The 15,939-nt window shown below is 69.7% G+C and carries 14 protein-coding genes; 12 read left to right on the top strand and 2 right to left on the bottom strand.

All coding sequences use genetic code 11. The features are described 5' to 3' along the window. From ACWDZ4_RS28885 to ACWDZ4_RS28865, 5 genes are read left to right on the top strand one after another with little or no spacing between them, the layout of a single operon-like run. Entirely contained in the window at positions 1 to 1,236 is a 1,236-nt protein-coding gene (locus ACWDZ4_RS28885) for an amidohydrolase family protein (RefSeq protein WP_451511333.1), read from the top strand. Positions 1,237 to 1,253: 17 nt separating this feature from the next. Further along, positions 1,254 to 1,460: an MbtH family protein gene (locus tag ACWDZ4_RS28880; RefSeq protein ID WP_451511332.1), complete on the top strand. Its 207-nt coding sequence runs from the start codon at positions 1,254 to 1,256 to the stop codon at positions 1,458 to 1,460. 37 nt (positions 1,461 to 1,497) lie between these two features. Beyond that, positions 1,498 to 2,112, top strand: coding sequence for an NADPH-dependent FMN reductase (locus ACWDZ4_RS28875; RefSeq protein WP_451511331.1), 615 nt, complete (start codon positions 1,498 to 1,500; stop codon positions 2,110 to 2,112). Continuing rightward, entirely contained in the window at positions 2,109 to 3,713 is a 1,605-nt protein-coding gene (locus tag ACWDZ4_RS28870; protein ID WP_451511330.1) for an acyl-CoA carboxylase subunit beta, read from the top strand. The genes ACWDZ4_RS28875 and ACWDZ4_RS28870 overlap by 4 nt, the downstream gene beginning before the upstream one ends. A 29-nt stretch (positions 3,714 to 3,742) precedes the next feature. Then, entirely contained in the window at positions 3,743 to 3,967 is a 225-nt protein-coding gene (locus ACWDZ4_RS28865) for a hypothetical protein (protein WP_451511329.1), read from the top strand. Here the strand turns inward: ACWDZ4_RS28865 and ACWDZ4_RS28860 are convergent. Further along, positions 3,956 to 6,904 carry an AAA family ATPase gene (locus ACWDZ4_RS28860; RefSeq protein WP_451511328.1) on the bottom strand — a complete coding sequence of 983 codons (2,949 nt, stop codon included), beginning with the start codon at positions 6,902 to 6,904 and terminating at the stop codon, positions 3,956 to 3,958. The genes ACWDZ4_RS28865 and ACWDZ4_RS28860 overlap by 12 nt on opposite strands. A gap of 438 nt (positions 6,905 to 7,342) precedes the next feature. Between ACWDZ4_RS28860 and ACWDZ4_RS28855 the strand changes: the two genes are divergently transcribed. From ACWDZ4_RS28855 to ACWDZ4_RS28835, 5 genes are all read left to right on the top strand, one after another. Then, the gene (locus tag ACWDZ4_RS28855; protein ID WP_451511327.1) at positions 7,343 to 8,425 is read left to right on the top strand and encodes a ferritin-like domain-containing protein; all 1,083 of its coding nucleotides are present in this window, start codon (positions 7,343 to 7,345) and stop codon (positions 8,423 to 8,425) included. Between the two features lie 73 nt (positions 8,426 to 8,498). Further along, the gene (locus ACWDZ4_RS28850) at positions 8,499 to 9,965 is read left to right on the top strand and encodes an MFS transporter (RefSeq protein ID WP_451511355.1); all 1,467 of its coding nucleotides are present in this window, start codon (positions 8,499 to 8,501) and stop codon (positions 9,963 to 9,965) included. Next, positions 9,962 to 10,720 carry an SDR family NAD(P)-dependent oxidoreductase gene (locus ACWDZ4_RS28845; protein ID WP_451511326.1) on the top strand — a complete coding sequence of 253 codons (759 nt, stop codon included), beginning with the start codon at positions 9,962 to 9,964 and terminating at the stop codon, positions 10,718 to 10,720. The genes ACWDZ4_RS28850 and ACWDZ4_RS28845 overlap by 4 nt, the downstream gene beginning before the upstream one ends. 483 nt (positions 10,721 to 11,203) lie before the next feature. Further along, a complete protein-coding gene (locus ACWDZ4_RS28840) occupies positions 11,204 to 11,491 on the top strand; it encodes a DUF1015 family protein (RefSeq protein ID WP_451511325.1) in 288 nt (95 codons plus the stop codon). 141 nt (positions 11,492 to 11,632) lie between these two features. Then, the gene (locus tag ACWDZ4_RS28835; protein ID WP_451511324.1) at positions 11,633 to 11,992 is read left to right on the top strand and encodes a hypothetical protein; all 360 of its coding nucleotides are present in this window, start codon (positions 11,633 to 11,635) and stop codon (positions 11,990 to 11,992) included. Positions 11,993 to 12,058: 66 nt separating this feature from the next. Here ACWDZ4_RS28835 and ACWDZ4_RS28830 read toward each other — a convergent pair whose 3' ends face one another. After that, a complete protein-coding gene (locus ACWDZ4_RS28830; RefSeq protein WP_451511323.1) occupies positions 12,059 to 13,030 on the bottom strand; it encodes a hypothetical protein in 972 nt (323 codons plus the stop codon). Between the two features lie 177 nt (positions 13,031 to 13,207). Here ACWDZ4_RS28830 and ACWDZ4_RS28825 point away from each other — a divergent pair, with 177 nt between their 5' ends. Together ACWDZ4_RS28825 and ACWDZ4_RS28820 are read left to right on the top strand one after the other, a co-directional pair. Then, positions 13,208 to 13,486, top strand: a complete 279-nt coding sequence (locus ACWDZ4_RS28825) for a heavy-metal-associated domain-containing protein (RefSeq protein ID WP_451511322.1) — start codon at positions 13,208 to 13,210, stop codon at positions 13,484 to 13,486. Between the two features lie 69 nt (positions 13,487 to 13,555). Continuing rightward, on the top strand, positions 13,556 to 15,820 hold the full coding sequence (locus tag ACWDZ4_RS28820; RefSeq protein WP_451511321.1) for a heavy metal translocating P-type ATPase: 2,265 nt from the start codon (positions 13,556 to 13,558) through the stop codon (positions 15,818 to 15,820). Positions 15,821 to 15,939: the final 119 nt, after the last annotated feature.

The following is a 15,939-nucleotide window of genomic DNA, read 5'->3' as shown; positions in this document are numbered from 1 at the left end:
ATGCCACAACTCCTTACCGGCGCCACGGTCATCGACGGCCTGGGCGGCGACCCGGTGCCCGCGGGTTCGGTGCTGGTCGACGGCGAACGGATCACCGGGACGGACGTACGGGGACCGGCGCGCGATGCCGACCTCGTCGACCTGAGCGGTCTGACGCTGCTGCCCGGTCTCATCGACGCGCACGTCCACCTCGGGCACTCCAGTGAGTCCCGGGCGATCCTCAACATGGAACTCTCTGTCGCCGAACGGGCCGCGGACATCTTCCGCACGCTGCGGCAGACCCTCGACGCCGGGTTCACCGCCGTGCGCGACTGCGGCGGGATCGACCACGGAGTGCTGCGGACCGTGGGGCGCGGACTTGTCCCCGGGCCGAGGATCTGGGCGTCCGCGTCCCCCCTCGTGCAGTGCGGCGGACACGGGCACCTGGGGTCGCCGTTCCTGCCGCCGGACGAGACCTTTCACTTCCGGGTGCGCGGGCTGACTGCCGTCGGCCGTATCTCCGACGGCAGTGACGAGGTGCGCAAGGCTGCTCGCGAGTGCTTCAGACAGGGCGCGACCTTCCTCAAAATGGCCGTCACGGGCGGCGTGGTGTCCATCGCCGACTCCCTGGACGACACCCAGTTCACCATCGAGGAGATCGCCACCGCGGTGACCGAGGCACGGGCCCGGCACACCTACGTCACGGTCCACGCGCACAACGTCGCCGGCATCCACAACGCGGTCAAGGCGGGTGTGGAATGCGTCGAGCACGGAACCGGGATCGACGAGGAGACCGCCGCGATGATGGCGGCCGGCCGGGTCAGCCTCGTACCGACCCTGTCCATCGCCAAGGTCCTCACGGAGAACTTCGAACAGCACGGGCTGCCGCCGCAGATCCGCGAACGCGTCGGCGACACGATGCGGGGCATGACCGACGGGCTGCTCGCCGCGCGGGAGGCCGGCGTCCCCATCGGCTCCGGCTCCGACCTCATCGGACCGAACCAGAACCGGCGGGGCCTGGAGATCGCCCTCAAGGCCGAGATCATCGGCGCCCGGGAAGCGATCATGTCGGCCACCTCGGTGAACGCCTCCATCATGCGTGTCGCGGACAGGATCGGCTCCATCGAGCCAGGCAAGTACGCCGACCTCGTGGCGGTGGACTTCGATCCGCTCGCCGAGCCCGAACTCTTCGACAACCCCGACCGAGTCGTCCTGGTGATGAAGGGCGGCACCATCGTCAAGGACACCCGCAAGTAGCGGGGGAGAGGCAGCTCATGGCCGACCACGACAGCACTCCGGCAGCACCCGCCACCTATGCGGTGGTGCTCAACGAGGAGGAGCAGTACTCGATCTGGGACGTGGCGCTGCAGATGCCGGACGGCTGGCACGCGGAGGGGTTCTCCGGCAGCAGGGACGACTGCCTCGCCCACATCGAAAACGTGTGGACGGATCTGCGCCCACGCAGCATGCGCGCCGGCTGAACAGCCGGCCGGCCAGCCAGGAGGGGAGAAGATTCACTTGGCCACGTGGTCGGGCGAGATGAAGCCATTGGTCGTCGGCATCGGCGGCACGGGACGACCTGGATCGACGACGGACAAGGCGCTGGCACTGGCGCTGCGGGGCGCGCGGGAGGCCGGTGCCCGGACCCGTCTCTTCGATGCCGGAACTCTCGGCGTGCTGCCGCTCTTCCAGCCGCAGCACAAGGAGCGCGGCGAGACCACGATCGAACTGCTGGACGCCCTTGCCCGCGCCGACGGCGTGCTGCTGGCCAGCCCCAGCTACCACGGCGGCGTATCGGGTCTGATCAAGAACGCGCTCGACTATCTGGAGGACCTCCGGGACGATCCGCGCCCCTACCTGGACGGGCGGGCGGTCGGCTGCGTGGTCACCGCCGCCGGCTGGCAGTCCGCCGGGACCACCCTGTGCGCGCTGCGGTCCATCGTGCACGCGCTGCGCGGCTGGCCGACCCCGCTGGGCGTCGCCCTGAACACCACCGAACATCCACTGGCCTCGGCCGGCATGGGGACCGGCGACCGGTTCGAGACGCAGCTGCTGACGGTCGGCCGCCAAGTGACCGCGTTCGCCATGGCGTTCGGTGGATCGAGCGAAGCCATGGCGGGGGTGACCGGATGACCGCGCAGCACGAGTCCGCATCCCAGCCGGCCCGGGCCGTACGGCACACCACCGCGGAGCGCATCGAGGAGTACAGGGAAAAACAGCGGCTGGCACGCCAACCCGGATCGCCCCGGGCGGCGATGCGACAGCACGTACTGGGAAAGCACACCGCGCGCGAGCGCATCGAACTGCTTCTGGACGACGACTCCTTCATGGAGACCGACCCGCTGGCCCGGCACCGCTCGGCCAACTTCGGCATCGACAGCCGGCGCCCGGCCGGCGACGGCGTGATCACCGGCCTGGGAACGGTGGACGGCCGTCAGGTGTGTGTGTACGCCCAGGACGCGACCTCCTTCAACGGCAGCGTCGGTGAGGTGTTCGGGGAGAAGGTGGGCAAACTCCTCGACATCGCCATGCAGATCGGCTGCCCGGTGATCGGCATGAACGACTCGAGCGGCGCGCGGCTCCAGGAGGGTGTGCTGGCTCTCTCCGCGTACGGCAAGGTCGCCAGGAGGGTGGTCACCGCGTCGGGAATGATCCCGCAGATCTCGGTCGTCATGGGGGTGTGCGCCGGGGGCGCGGTGTACACCCCGGCCGCGACCGACTTCATCGTGATGGTCGACCGTACCTCGCACATGTTCGTGACCGGCCCTGACGTGATCCGGTCGGTGACCGGTGAGACGGTGGGCCTGGAGGAGCTCGGCGGGGCGAGGGTCCATGCGCGGCGGACGGGCAACGCGCACTACATGGCGGCGGACGAGGAGGAGGCCCTCGCGTACGTCAAGGACCTGTTGTCGTATCTCCCGAGCAACAACCTCACGGAGCCGCCGAGTTATCCGACACGCGTGGATGCGGCGGGCACGGCCGGCGATCTCGAACTGGACTCCGTGATCCCGGACGTCTCCGAGCAGCCTTACGACATGCAGCAGGTCATCGCACGGCTCGTGGACGACGGGGACCTGCTCGAGGTGCACCCGGAGTTCGCACAGAACATTCTGTGCGGGTTCGCCAGGATGGAGGGGCACACCATCGGCGTGGTGGCCAACCAGCCCCTCCACCTGGCTGGTTCGCTGGACATCGACGCCGCGGAGAAGGCCGCTCGGTTCGTCCGGTTCTGCGATGCCTTCGGTGTGCCGATCCTGACCCTGGTCGACGTCCCGGGCTTCCTGCCGGGGACCGTCCAGGAGTACGGGGGGATCATCCGCCGCGGCGCCAAACTCGGGTTCGCGTACATCGAGTCCACCGTGCCCAAGATCACCGTCATCACCCGCAGGGCGTTCGGCGGCGGGTACGCGGTGATGGGCTCGAAGGAGCTGGGCGCGGACATCTGCTTCGCCTGGCCGACCGCGGAGATCGGCGTGATGGGTGCCCGCGGCGGCATCGACCTGCTCTTCCACCGCGATCTCACCGCGTCCGACGACCCCGCCGCACTGGAGCGGTCACTCACCGAGCAGTACGAGGAGACGCTGACCAGTCCCTACGCCGCAGCCGAACGCGGCTGCGTCGACGACATCATCGCGCCGTCCGAGACGCGGATCGCCGTGATCAAGGCGCTGCGCGCACTGCGGAGCAAGCGGGTCGCGCCGCTGCCGAAGAAGCACAGCAATATTCCACTCTGACTCTCGACAGGACAGGAGTTGCTGATCTCATGGCAGACGAACGGGAGGAACTCAACGCCCGGCTGCGGACCCTCATCGGGATCTCGGCAGGAATCCCGTTGGGTCCGGGCATGGGTGTGCCCGAGGGCAGGGACAGCCCGGGCACAACCGTCGACGACCCGGCCTGCCTGAGGTGCGGCCGGCCGGCCGGGCACCTGGGGGAGGGCCCGGCCGGCCGGCCCGTCTCCCCGGCCCCCGTCGCGTCAGTCCCCTGAGGAGAACCCGGGCGGGGAGTCCGGGCCCCCACGGGTCACCATCGCGGCGACGGCCGCCCTGTTCGAGACGCCGAGTTTGGCGAAGACGTTGGACAGATGCATCTCCACGGTCTTCTCCGCGATATGCAGCCTCTTGGCGATCAGCCGGTTGGTCAGCCCGTCGCTCACGAGCGCGGCGATCTGCTGCTCCCGTCCGGTCAGGACCATCACGCTGCTCTCCGAGTCGGAACTCTTCGCGCGCGGAGCACGGGCGGCCAGCCGACGCCGCTCGACGCGGGCCTGGCGTGCCAGAGCGGAGGCCCCCAGCTGCTCGCAGGCCAGCTGGGTGGCCTTCAACTCGTGTGCCGATTCGTCGAATTGGCCGTCCTGCCACAGGGCGAGGCCCGCGATCACCCGAGCGCGCAGTGCGTCGATCGTCCGGCCCGCCTCCTCCAGACCTGCTGCGGCCCGCTGCGCGGGAGCCAGCGCTCTTTCCGGGTTCTGGCGGAGCAGCACCTGCGCCTCGGCCAGCGTCGCCAGCGCGATGCGGCCGGGTTGTTCCAGGAGGTCCGCGGCCCGTTTGGCGCGCTGCGCCCACTCCGCGGCCCGTCCCGGCCGGTCCGCGGCGAGTTCCGCCCGTACGAGCAACTCGTACCAGGCGACCCGGGAACCGGCGTCCGCGGTCGGAAGGTCGGCTCCGCCCGCGTCGCTCACCAGCGCCAGGCATCCCTCGTGGTCGCCGTTGAGCAGTCTCGCCTCACCCAGAACCCGCAGGGCGAGCGCCTCCTTCCAGCTGCTCGCCGAGTGCCGGGGCTGCAAGGTGGCGGCGAGGGAGCTCTGCAGGGCGCCGTCGAGATTGCCGAGCGCGATGTCCACGTAGCCCTGCACCGCGTAGGCGTTGACCAGCTCTTCCGGGCTGTCCGTGCGCTCGGCGAGATAGACCGCGTGCTCGACGGCGATCCGCGCGTCGGCGAGTTTGCCCCGGTCGCGCAGCACGAACGCCTGCCCGGCCAGCAGGTGCGGCATGAACAGCCGGTACCCGCTGCGCGTGGCGAAGCCCACGCCCTTGTCGAAGTGGCGGAGTGCTTCGTCCCAGCGTTCGAGCAGCACCTCGCTCCAGCCGATCCAGATCACCGCGTCGAGGCTGTGGGCGAGTTCGCTGTCCAGCATCCCGTCCAGGATCGTGGTGGCCTGCCCGAGCAGCTCGTAGGCGAGCTCCGTGCACCCGTTGGCGGTGTTCGCCATGGCCATCAGACCGAGGCAGGACGCCTGCAGGGGGCGGTCCCCGTGCCGCTCCACCACGGCCAGCGCCTCCTGTGCCCACCGGTAGCAGCCCAGTGGGTCACCGCTGTGCAGCTGGCCGGCGGCTATCTCGAACTGGAGCGATGCGCGGACCAGGGCGTCCTCGCTGCCCAGCGCGTCCAGTTCCATGCGCAGCATGGCGTCGGTCTCCTCGCGGCGGCCGAGCAGCCGCTGCACCATCGCCGCGAAGGCCACGGCTCGGGCGTGGGCGGGCGCCGGATCCCTGGGCAGAATACTCAGCGCCTCGTGCAGCAGATCACGGCACTCCTGCAACTGCCCCGTTGCCCCGCGCGCCTCCGCGAGCTGGGTCATCATGCCGGCCCGCCGGGCCTCGAACCGGGGCTGCTGCGGCAGGGCGCGCAGCGCGGTGGTGAGCCAGGCCGATGCCGTGCCGGGGTCGGTGGAGGCCATGACCCCGGCCGCTTCGGCGAGGACTTCGACCGCGGCGAGATCGCCATGCTTGATCCACTGCTCCACGTGCGGGGCGCGCTCGACGGCGGAGGCGCCACGGGTGCAGAGAGCCTCGTCGGCGCGCAGGTGCATGTCCACGCGCCAGCTCAGCTCGCTGTAGTTGTATACGGCCCGGTGGACCACCGGGTGCCGGAAGGCGAAGTACTGCCCGGGTACGACCGGGTGGACCAGGTCGCGCCGGATCAGCTCGCCGATGGTGCCCAGGACCGCGGTCTCGGTCCGGCCCAGCATCTGCGTAAGCAGCCCCGCCTCGAACTCGTGGCCGACGACGGCAGCGGCATCGATCACCTCCCTCATCTCCGGCCGGAGCGGCACCAATTCCTCGGTGTACCGGGCGTAATTGCCGAAGCGCGGGGTCTGGTTGAGCCGGCCCAGGTCGTCGCGTGCGGTGAAGACAGGCTGTTCGGAGACGAGCGCGTTCAGATACCCGGGGTTGCCGCCGCTCTCCCGGTAGAGGCGTTGACGGTTGATGGCGGTGGCCTCGCCGGCCAGCATCTGGCTTGCCTCGTCTTCGAGAAGCGGTTCCAGGTGCACGTGCTCGACGACCACTTGTTCGGATCGGCCGCGGAGAGCCGCCTGCAGTGCGGGCGTCGCCTGTCGATTGCGGTACGCCATCACGAACAGCATGGGCGCCCGCGGCGGCCTGCGCAGCAGACTGCCGAGCAGTTCGACGGAGGCCGGGTCGGCGGCGTGGTAGTCGTCAAGGACGAGAACCAGCCGGGGCGCGGACAGTTGTTCGAGAAATTCGCGTATGGAGCGGAAGCCGGTCCGCGCCATGGTCTTCACGGCGTCTGCCGCGTGTTCTCCGTCGCCCTCCCCGGTCAGCCGGAGAGCGATTTTCAACTCGTCGCGCTGCCACGGAGGGAGAGCCTCCACGGCCGTGCGCACGAGATCGTGCTGGTCGCCGAATGCGTCGGAGAAAAGGCCGAATGGTGCGGTATCTTCTTGGTGATCCACCCTGCCGGTGAATACGCGGGAGTTCCCGGAACGCGCGATGGCGGCGAACTTCCCCAATACCGCACTCTTGCCAATGCCCGGGTCGCCCGTTATTTTGACAAGCCGGGCAACCGGCTGACGCCCTCCTACCTGGCGGAGTGCGTCGCTCAGTGTCCGCAATACATCTCGCCGTCCGGCGAGAGTCTCTGATTCCGCATGAATGGGCGCAGCCCCCGCTGCACTCCACATGTCTGAATCGGATGAAATAGCATGCTGGCGCAGATTACGGCCGGTACGTGTCATCGCCCCCCCGTCGTCGCATACAGGACTCATGTCCGCGCCGGTGCGGACTGCTCCCCCGGGTGTCGCATAGTGCGCCCTGCACACTAGCAGCAGGGTGGCCCATCGCACAGATTATCGATGGTTATTGCATATTTGCATCCGCACGGTGAGGAGTTGACCTGAAACCTGCGACGGACGTTGGCTGATTCGCAGTGGCTGTGGCCGAGACGGACGGCGGACGGCTTGTTCGTCGGTGGCGCCCCCCGGCCCCTGGCCGCCTCCCGCCCAGGGTTATCCCCAATGCCTCGTGGGCCACGGGTGGACCAGACTTGGCGCGTACTTCCTCTTGACCTGTGCACTGCTGTGTCCGACGTGCACGGGCTGTCGCCGTTTGGAGGAACGCCTGTGAGCACACGGATCTACGCACTCCCGGTCGAACAGACACGGTGGCAAGTGCCCAGCGGGGCAACGACGGTGTTCGACTGGGAGTACGACGAGGGCCGCGACCGGCTGCTCGGCCTGTACGAGAAGGGCAAGCAGAGGCAGTGGGATGCCGCCGAGCGACTCGACTGGTCGATCGACGTCGACCTCGACAACCCCATGGGCGTGCCGGAACAGACCATTGCCATCTACGGATCCCGGGTATGGGACAAGCTCAGCCAGAAGGAGAAGGGAGTTGTCCGCCATCACCTTGCCTCGTGGCAGTTCTCGCAGTTCCTGCACGGCGAGCAGGGCGCGCTGATCTGTTCCTCGAAGATCGTCCACACCGTGCCCGATCTGGATTCCAAGTTCTACGCGGCAACCCAGGTGATGGACGAGGCCCGGCATGTCGAGGTCTATTCGCGCTACCTCAGGGAAAAGCTTGAGCTCGCGTATCCGATCAATCCCAGTCTCAAGTCCATCCTCAACGACGTCATTTCCGACTCGCGCTGGGACATGACCTATCTGGGCATGCAGGTGCTCATCGAAGGACTGGCACTCGCGGCGTTCGGGCTGATCCGGGACAATGCCACGGAGCCGCTGGCCCAGACACTCAATACCTATGTGATGCAGGACGAGGCCCGGCATGTGGCATTCGGCCGGCTCGCCCTGCGCGAGTACTATCCGGAACTCACGCAGGCGGAACGGGACGAGCGCGAGGAGTTCTGCATCGAGGCCTGCTACCAGATGCAGGAGCGGTTCGTCGGTGAGGAAGTCTGGCGCAATCTCGACATCGACGCGGACGAATGCATCAAGTTCATGCGCGAGTCGGAGCACTTCCGTTCCTTCCGCAGCCATCTCTTCTCCCGCATTGTTCCGACGCTCAAGGACATCGGCCTCTTCGGAAAGAAGATGCAGCACGCGTTCGGCGAGATGGGGATCATCGGGTACGAGCACCACGATCTCGACGCCCTCATGGAGCAGGACGAGAAAATCGCCACTGATCTCGACCGGGCCAGGATCGAGCAGGTCGAGAAAGTGATCACGCTGGGCGGCCCCGACGTCTGACTGCCGCCTCATGTCTGAGGGCCGTAACCGGCTTGTACGCATCCAGTTTCCGCAGGAGTGCTGAGTAGTGACGATGTCTGAACCCGCCAACAAGCGGCGGGGGTATCTCGCGGTGACGCTGACGGCGTCCGGGGGTACCTTCCTCGCGATGCTCGACTCCACCGTCACTAATCTGGCGGTGCCGGATCTGTCCGAAGACTTCCCCACCGCCTCGTTGCCCGACCTCTCATGGGTCATCAGCGCCTACGCGGTGATGTTCGCGGCGCTCCTGGTGCCGGCCGGACGGCTGTCGGACGTACTGGGGCGGAGGCGTCTGTTCCTCCTCGGCATCGGGGTTTTCACCGCAGCCTCGCTGGTGTGCGGCATCGCGCCCAACCTGCCCGTGCTGATCATCACCCGCGGGCTCCAGGGGATCGGCGCCGCCGCCATGATCCCGGCGTCGCTGGCGATTCTGCTCCTCGACGGGCCGGCGGACCAACGGGTGAAGTCCATCGGGCTGTGGAGCGCGGCCTCGGCGTTCGCCGCGGCGGTCGGCCCCAGCGTCGGCGGGGTGCTGGTCGACCTGTTCGGCTGGCGCTCGGTGTTCTACGTCAACCTCCCGTTCGGCATCCTGCTGATCTTCGCGGCGGTACGGCTGCTGCCCCGTCCCGCGGACCCGGGCAAGAAGCAGATTCCGGACCCACTGGGCACGCTTCTCGTCGCTCTGGCGGTCGGCGCCACGACCCTGGGAGTCACCGAGGGCGGCACCTGGGGCTGGTGGGACGCCCGGACGCTGGCCTGTCTCGTGGGCGGAGCCGCCGGAGGAGTCGTCGCCGTGCTGCGCTCCGGGAAGCATCCCGCGCCGGCTCTCGAAGCGTCCCTGCTGGGCAATCGTTCCTTCGCCGTCACGAACGTCGTGTCGCTCCTGTACGGCATGGCGCAGTACCCCTGGCTGCTCGTCAGCGTGCTCTACCTGACGGGGGCATGGCAGTACTCCGAGCTCAAGGCGGGCTTCGCCATGACACCGGGGGCGGTCGCCGCTTCCGTCGCCGCGCTGGCCCTGAGCCGGCTGGCCCCCAGGCTGGGCGGCCCCCGGGGCGCCACACTGGCCGGGCTGGCTGCCTTCGTGGCGTGCGGCCTCTGGATGATCTTCGGGCTCACCGAAACCCCCTCGTTCCTCGCCTTCTGGCTGCCCGCGGGGTGCCTGGTCGGCATCGGCATGGGCGCGGCCACCATGGGGACCTCGGCGTCGGCGGCGCTCAGCGCTCCGCCCACCCGGTTCGCGGCGGCAAGCGGTATGAACACCACCGCGCGGCAGTTCGGCGGCGCGCTCGGCATCGCCGCACTGGCGGTGATCATGCAGCAGAGCATGGAGGGCGCGGGCGGCCGGGGCCTCGACCCGTATGCGGATGTCTTCGCCTTCTGCACCGTGGCAGCCGGCCTCGCACTGGTCATCAGCGTGCTGTGGCTGCGCGTCGCCGTGCCGCCGCAGGCGCAGGCCGCCCCCGTGGCCACGTCGCGGACGCCGTCACCGACCGCTGAGGAAGGGGGCCGAGGATGACGAGATCCGGGGGAGCCGACCGCGCCCCACGGCCCACGGCACTGGTGACCGGCGCGAACAAGGGGCTCGGGAAAGAGGTGAGCCGACAGCTCGCGGCAAGGGGTATGAGCGTTCTGCTCACCGCCCGGGACGGAGAACGCGGCAGAGCCGCGGCAGCCGAACTCGCAGCCGAGGGCGGCGACATCCGGTTCGCGCGGCTGGACGTGACCGAGGAGAAGTCGATCCGGTCGGTCGCCGAACTCGTCGGCGAATCCTTCGGCCGGCTCGACATCCTCGTCAACAACGCGGGAGTCAGCGGAGTGGTCCGGGGTGAACGCCGGTCTCTCGACGAGATGTCCGTCGAGACGCTGAGGAGCACGCTCGAGACGAACTTTGTCGGAGCGTTCGCGCTCACGCACGCGTTGCTGCCGGCGCTGCGCACCGCCGGCGGCCGGGTGGTGAACGTAACCAGCGCGCTTGCCACCTTCGCGCGGACCACGGGAAGGGGCCCGGCAGGACCGGCCGACCTCATTCCGTACTGCGCGTCCAAGGTGGCCCTGAACATGACCTCAGTGCTCCTCGCCGACCAGCTGAGGGAATGGGGTGTCACGGTCTGCGCGGTCTCTCCCGGATACGTAGCGACCGACATGAACAACTTCGCGGGCTCGAAGACGGTTCAGGAAGGCGCCCGGACGATCGTCCGCTTCGCCACCCTGGCCCCCGATGAGCTGCCCGACCGCGCCTTTGTCACGGAGGAGGGCGTGGCGCCCTGGTGAGGGGGGCGGACTCCCATCGCCTGCCGTACCCCTCGGGCGGCCATGAGGATCGCCCTGCTCCTGTTGGGCCTTGCGTGCGCCGCAGCGTTGTACGGGCTCGACCGCGCCGGCCGCCTCGCACCTCCGGCGCCCGTCGCCCCGCCCGAACCCGCCACGGCCTGACGCGACCGGCCAGGAAGTGCAAGGGAGGGCAGCCACCACCCGCCCTCCCTTGCACCGGCCGCCCCAACACTCCAGCAGTATCCGTATGCCCACCCCGGCCCAGGCGGCCGAGACCGGGTTGCAGCCACGCCCCTTCCGCGGCGTGCGCTACGCCCCTGACCGCACTGACGCCCCCTCCAGCTTGATCTGTCCACCCCATGACGAGATCGGTCCCGCCCAGCCACGCGCCTCGCGCGGAACACCCCACCACCCTGCCCGCCTGCTCGCCATCCACAGCACGCCGCACGAGAACTCCAGCGCTGGCTCCAGCGTGGCGTGCTCGTGCGCGACAACCGCCCCGCGCTGTACGTCTACCAACAGCAGCGTGGCTCGACCGTCCTGCAACAGGGGCTGATCGGCGAACTGCGCATCCCGGCCGGGGATTCGGCATCGTTGTTGCGGCACGAGGGCGTACAAGCCCACGTCGTCCGGCAGCGCGCGGCCCACATGGCCAGTCTGCACGCACAGTTGGAGCCGCTGCTGCTCACCTACCGGTCAGCGGGTTCAGCCGGGCAGGTTATCGCCGCCACCACAGCACGGCCGCCACTACCCCGTCGCCGCCTTCGTTAACGCAGGGAGGGCCCTGCGCCCGGGCGGCCGTATCGCGTTCGTCTGCGCGGCGGAGGCCGAAGGGAACGAGTGGCTACAAGCCTTGGCGGCGCTGGGTGACATCCTGCCCATCGGCGGCTTCGGCGCCCCGGGGGACCCGGAATGTTCTCCCTGGCGGACCCGCACACCGTCCGGGCCGTGCTGTCCGCCGCCGGGTATGCGGGCATCGACACGACGCACGCCGAGGCGTACGGGACGTGGGGCCGCGACGCCGGGGATGCGGCCGCCTTCCTGTTGGACTCCGGCCCCGGGCGTCACCTGATCAACCAGGTTGGACAGGACGCGCAGGGCCTTGCTCGCCGCCGGCTCACCCGCACACTGCGCCCGCACGGGCAGAAGGGTGCGCTGCGGCTGCGTAGTACCGCCTGGTTGGTCCACCGCGTACCGCCCGCAGTGGTCCACGCGGCAGCCGCCCGGCTGGGCGATCGGCGGCCCCGTCTGCGGCGGCCGGCGGGCTGGTAGCGGCCTTCGCGAACGGGGCCGCTACCAGCTCCGCACCCCGGCTTGGTCCGCATCGCGTTCGGGCTTTCAGTGCTCGTGGCTGTCGGCTCCGGCCTCGTGCTCGGTCGCGTCCTCCGCCGGCTGAGTGGCACTTGCCGAGGTTCCGGCCCGGACGGTGAAGGCCGCGGTGCGGACAGTGCCGTTGTGCTTGAAGTCGAGGAAGAGGCGGTAGGGAGCGGGGCTGGGCGCGGTCGCGGTGAAGGAGATCGCCGGACCGGGCTTGGTGGTGCCGTCGCCGGGCTCGCCGTTGGGGTGGACGTGGAGGTAGGCGAGGTCACCCGCGCGCAGGGCGACGAGGTGCCCGTAGGCTCCCAGGTAGGGCTGCAGGTCGGTGACCGGGCGGCCGTCCTTGCGCACGTTGAGCGTGAGTTCCTCCGCTGCGCCGGGGCGAAGAGCGCCGTTCAGGGTCACGGTGTACCCGTCGACGGTAGCGGTGCGGGTGGGCTTGGGCAGCTCTGCGGGCTTGTAGGGCCCGGAGATGGCGAGATCGGCGCCGAGGGTGAGATTGGTGGAGTTCTTGCCGGCGGGGGTGAAGTCGGCGAAGACTCGGTAGTCGCCCGCGGCGGGGAGTTCGACGGGGGTGCTCCAGGTGCCGTCGGCGGCGCGGGTGGGGTGCAGGTGCTGGTAGGTGGCCAGGTCGCGTGAGGCGAGGATCAGGTGGAGCTCCTTGCCGTGTTCGCGCTGGTACGCGGTGACCTGCCGGCCGGCCTCATCGCGTAGGGCGAAGCGCAGTTCACTCTTCCGTGCCGCCTCGAGACGCGGGGTCTTGAGATCCAGGGAGTAACCAGCCTCGGCAACCTGGAGTCCGCCGGCCGGTGTGTCCACGTGGCCGTTGTGGCCGTTTCCCGGATCCGGTGCAGCGCCCTTGGCGTGGTCGGCGTGCGCGGCAGGTTCGGTGCCGCCGGCAAGGGGCCCGACGGCGTCGCCGAGGCCGTAGGCAGCGCCGAAGGCCGCCGCGAGTGCGGCACTGAACGCGGTGATCTTCACGGCGGTGTTCATGACTGCTCCTACTTCTTCTCCGGGCGGGCCCAGGTGGCCCCGCACTCCGAGCATATACCCCTGGGGGGTATATGCAAGTGATCCTGGGATCGCTTGCGAATGATACGGGCGGGGGGTATATATTGATGGCATGGAGGATACCCCATAGGGGTATACAGTCGTCCGAGGAGGAACCCCATGTCCTGCTGTACTTCTGATGGCAGCTGCTCCACAAGCACAGCGCCGGCGTCCACCGCCGATGGCCAGGCCACTGTTTACAACGTCTCCGGCATGACCTGCGGGCACTGCAGGGCCACGCTCACCAAGGAGATCGGCGCCTTCGACAGCGTGCTGTCGGTCGAGGTCGACCTCGAAGCCGGCCAGGTGACCGTCACCACCTCCGGTGAGCCCGACGACGCGCTGCTCGCCAAGGTCATCGATGGCGCCGGATACGAACTCATCAGCCGGGCGGCCTGACGCCCCCCGGGCATGCCGCCGGGCCACCAGGGTCCGGCGGCCCCACCCGCACCAGCTCGAGGAGCAGTGATGACTACCACGGTCCCGGAAGCCGCCGAAGTCGAACTCGCCATCGGCGGCATGACCTGCGCCTCGTGCGCCGCCCGTATCGAGAAGAAGCTCAACCGCATGGACGGTGTCGAGGCCACCGTGAACTACGCAACCGAGAAGGCCAAGGTCAGTTACCGTGGCGACGACATCTCGGTGGCGGACCTGATCGCCACCGTGGAGGCGACCGGTTACACCGCGGCGCGTCCGGCTCCTGCTCGTCCGAGCGCTCCCGACGCCTCCGGCGCGGATGCCTCCGACCCCGAGGTGGACGCCCTGCGGCCGCTGCGTCAGCGGCTGGTCACCGCGACGGTTCTTGCCGTGCCGGTCATCGCGATGGCGATGGTTCCGGCGCTGCAGATCGAGTTCTGGCAGTGGCTTTCGCTGACGCTGGCCGCTCCGGTGGTCACCTACGCGGCCTGGCCCTTCCACCGCGCCGCCTGGACCAACGCCCGGCACGGCGCGGCGACGATGGACACGCTGATCTCGGTCGGCACGTCGGCGGCGTTCCTGTGGTCGCTGTGGGCGCTGTTCTTCGGGACCGCTGGCACCCCCGGCATGACACACCCCTTCGAGTTCACGATCGCCCGCAGCGACGGCGCCGGGAACATCTACCTGGAGGCCGCCGCCGGCGTCACCGCCTTCATCCTGGCCGGCCGCTACTTCGAGGCCCGCTCCAAGCGCAAGGCCGGGGCCGCGCTCAAGGCCCTGCTGGAGCTCGGCGCGAAGGAGGTCACGGTGCTGCGCGACGGCCATGAACTCCTGATCGCCACGGCGGACTTGCAGGCCGGAGACCGTTTCCTGGTCCGCCCGGGTGAGAAGATCGCCACCGACGGCACGGTCGTCGAGGGCTCCTCCGCCGTCGACGCCTCGATGCTCACCGGCGAATCGGTGCCGGTCGAGGTCGGCGTGGGTGACGCCGTCACCGGCGCCACGCTCAACGCCGGGGGCCGCCTGGTCGTCGAGGCCACCCGCGTCGGCGCCGACACCCAGCTCGCCCGGATGGCCAAGCTGGTCGAGGACGCCCAGAACGGCAAGGCCGCCGCCCAGCGTCTCGCTGACACGATCTCCGCCGTCTTCGTCCCGGTCGTCATCGCCCTGGCACTGGGCACGCTCGGCTTCTGGCTCGGCAACGGGGCCGGGCTGACGGCCGCGTTCACCGCCGCCGTCGCCGTACTGATCATCGCCTGCCCCTGCGCGCTGGGACTGGCCACGCCGACCGCCCTCATGGTCGGCACCGGCCGCGGCGCCCAGCTCGGCATCCTGATCAAGGGCCCCGAGGTCCTGGAGACCACCCGCAAGGTCGACACCATCGTCCTCGACAAGACCGGCACTGTCACCACCGGGAAGATGACCCTGCTCGCCGTCCACACCACCCCCACCACCACCGAGGCTGAGGTACTGCGCCTGGCGGGCGCCCTGGAACACTCCTCCGAGCACCCCATCGCCCAGGCGGTGGCCACCGGAGCCGCCGAGCGCGTCGGAACCCTCCCCACCCCCGAGGATTTCGCGAACATCCCCGGACTCGGCGTCCAGGGTGTCGTCGACGGGCACGCGGTCCTGGTCGGCCGCGAGAAGCTGCTCACCGAATGGGCCATGGCGCTGCCGGTGGAGCTGGAGCGTGCCAAGGCGAAGGCGGAGGCGGCCGGGCGTACCGCGATCGCGGTGGCCTGGGACGGCGAGGCCCGCGCGGTCCTCGAGGTCGCCGACGCGGTCAAGGAGACCAGCCCGGAAGCCATCCGCCGGCTGCGCGCCCTGGGGCTGACGCCCATCCTGCTGACCGGTGACAACAAGGCGGTCGCCGAGTCGGTCGCGGCCGAGGTCGGCATCGACGAAGTGATCGCCGAGGTCATGCCCCAGGACAAGGTCGACGTTGTCAAGAAGCTCCAGGCCCAGGGCCGCAGCGTGGCCATGGTCGGCGACGGCGTCAACGACGCGGCCGCGCTCGCCCAGGCCGACCTGGGGCTTGCGATGGGGACGGGCACGGACGCCGCCATCGAGGCCGGCGACCTGACTCTCGTACGAGGAGACCTGCGGGCCGCGGCAGACGCCATCCGCCTCTCCCGCAAGACTCTCGGCACCATCCGCTCGAACCTCTTCTGGGCCTTCGCCTACAACGTGGCCGCCCTGCCGCTCGCCGCGGCCGGACTGCTCAACCCGATGATCGCGGGGGCGGCCATGGCCTTCTCCTCCGTCTTCGTCGTCGGCAACTCCCTGCGCCTGCGCGGCTTCCGCGCCGCCGACTGAGCAGCACGGACCGGCGGCGGGGGCGGGGCGGGCCGGGCGGGCAGCGTGGGCCAGCCGGCGGCGCTCACTGCCACAGCGCCACCTCGGTGCCCAGCCCCTGGGCGATGGCGAGCTGGGCG

The sequence above is a fragment of the Streptomyces sp. NPDC003016 genome (assembly GCF_053591455.1).
Note: the sequence above shows the minus strand (reverse complement) of the source record. Positions and strands in the feature narration are given on the sequence as shown.

Coding starts and splice junctions, on each gene's coding strand:
- ACWDZ4_RS28885 (WP_451511333.1), top strand. CDS start 1: ATGCCACAACTCCTTACCGGCGCCACGGTCATCGACGGCCTGGGCGGC.
- ACWDZ4_RS28880 (WP_451511332.1), top strand. CDS start 1,254: ATGGCCGACCACGACAGCACTCCGGCAGCACCCGCCACCTATGCGGTG.
- ACWDZ4_RS28870 (WP_451511330.1), top strand. CDS start 2,109: ATGACCGCGCAGCACGAGTCCGCATCCCAGCCGGCCCGGGCCGTACGG.
- ACWDZ4_RS28865 (WP_451511329.1), top strand. CDS start 3,743: ATGGCAGACGAACGGGAGGAACTCAACGCCCGGCTGCGGACCCTCATC.
- ACWDZ4_RS28860 (WP_451511328.1), bottom strand. CDS start 6,904: ATGTGGAGTGCAGCGGGGGCTGCGCCCATTCATGCGGAATCAGAGACT.
- ACWDZ4_RS28850 (WP_451511355.1), top strand. CDS start 8,499: ATGTCTGAACCCGCCAACAAGCGGCGGGGGTATCTCGCGGTGACGCTG.
- ACWDZ4_RS28845 (WP_451511326.1), top strand. CDS start 9,962: ATGACGAGATCCGGGGGAGCCGACCGCGCCCCACGGCCCACGGCACTG.
- ACWDZ4_RS28835 (WP_451511324.1), top strand. CDS start 11,633: ATGTTCTCCCTGGCGGACCCGCACACCGTCCGGGCCGTGCTGTCCGCC.
- ACWDZ4_RS28830 (WP_451511323.1), bottom strand. CDS start 13,030: ATGAACACCGCCGTGAAGATCACCGCGTTCAGTGCCGCACTCGCGGCG.
- ACWDZ4_RS28825 (WP_451511322.1), top strand. CDS start 13,208: ATGTCCTGCTGTACTTCTGATGGCAGCTGCTCCACAAGCACAGCGCCG.
- ACWDZ4_RS28820 (WP_451511321.1), top strand. CDS start 13,556: ATGACTACCACGGTCCCGGAAGCCGCCGAAGTCGAACTCGCCATCGGC.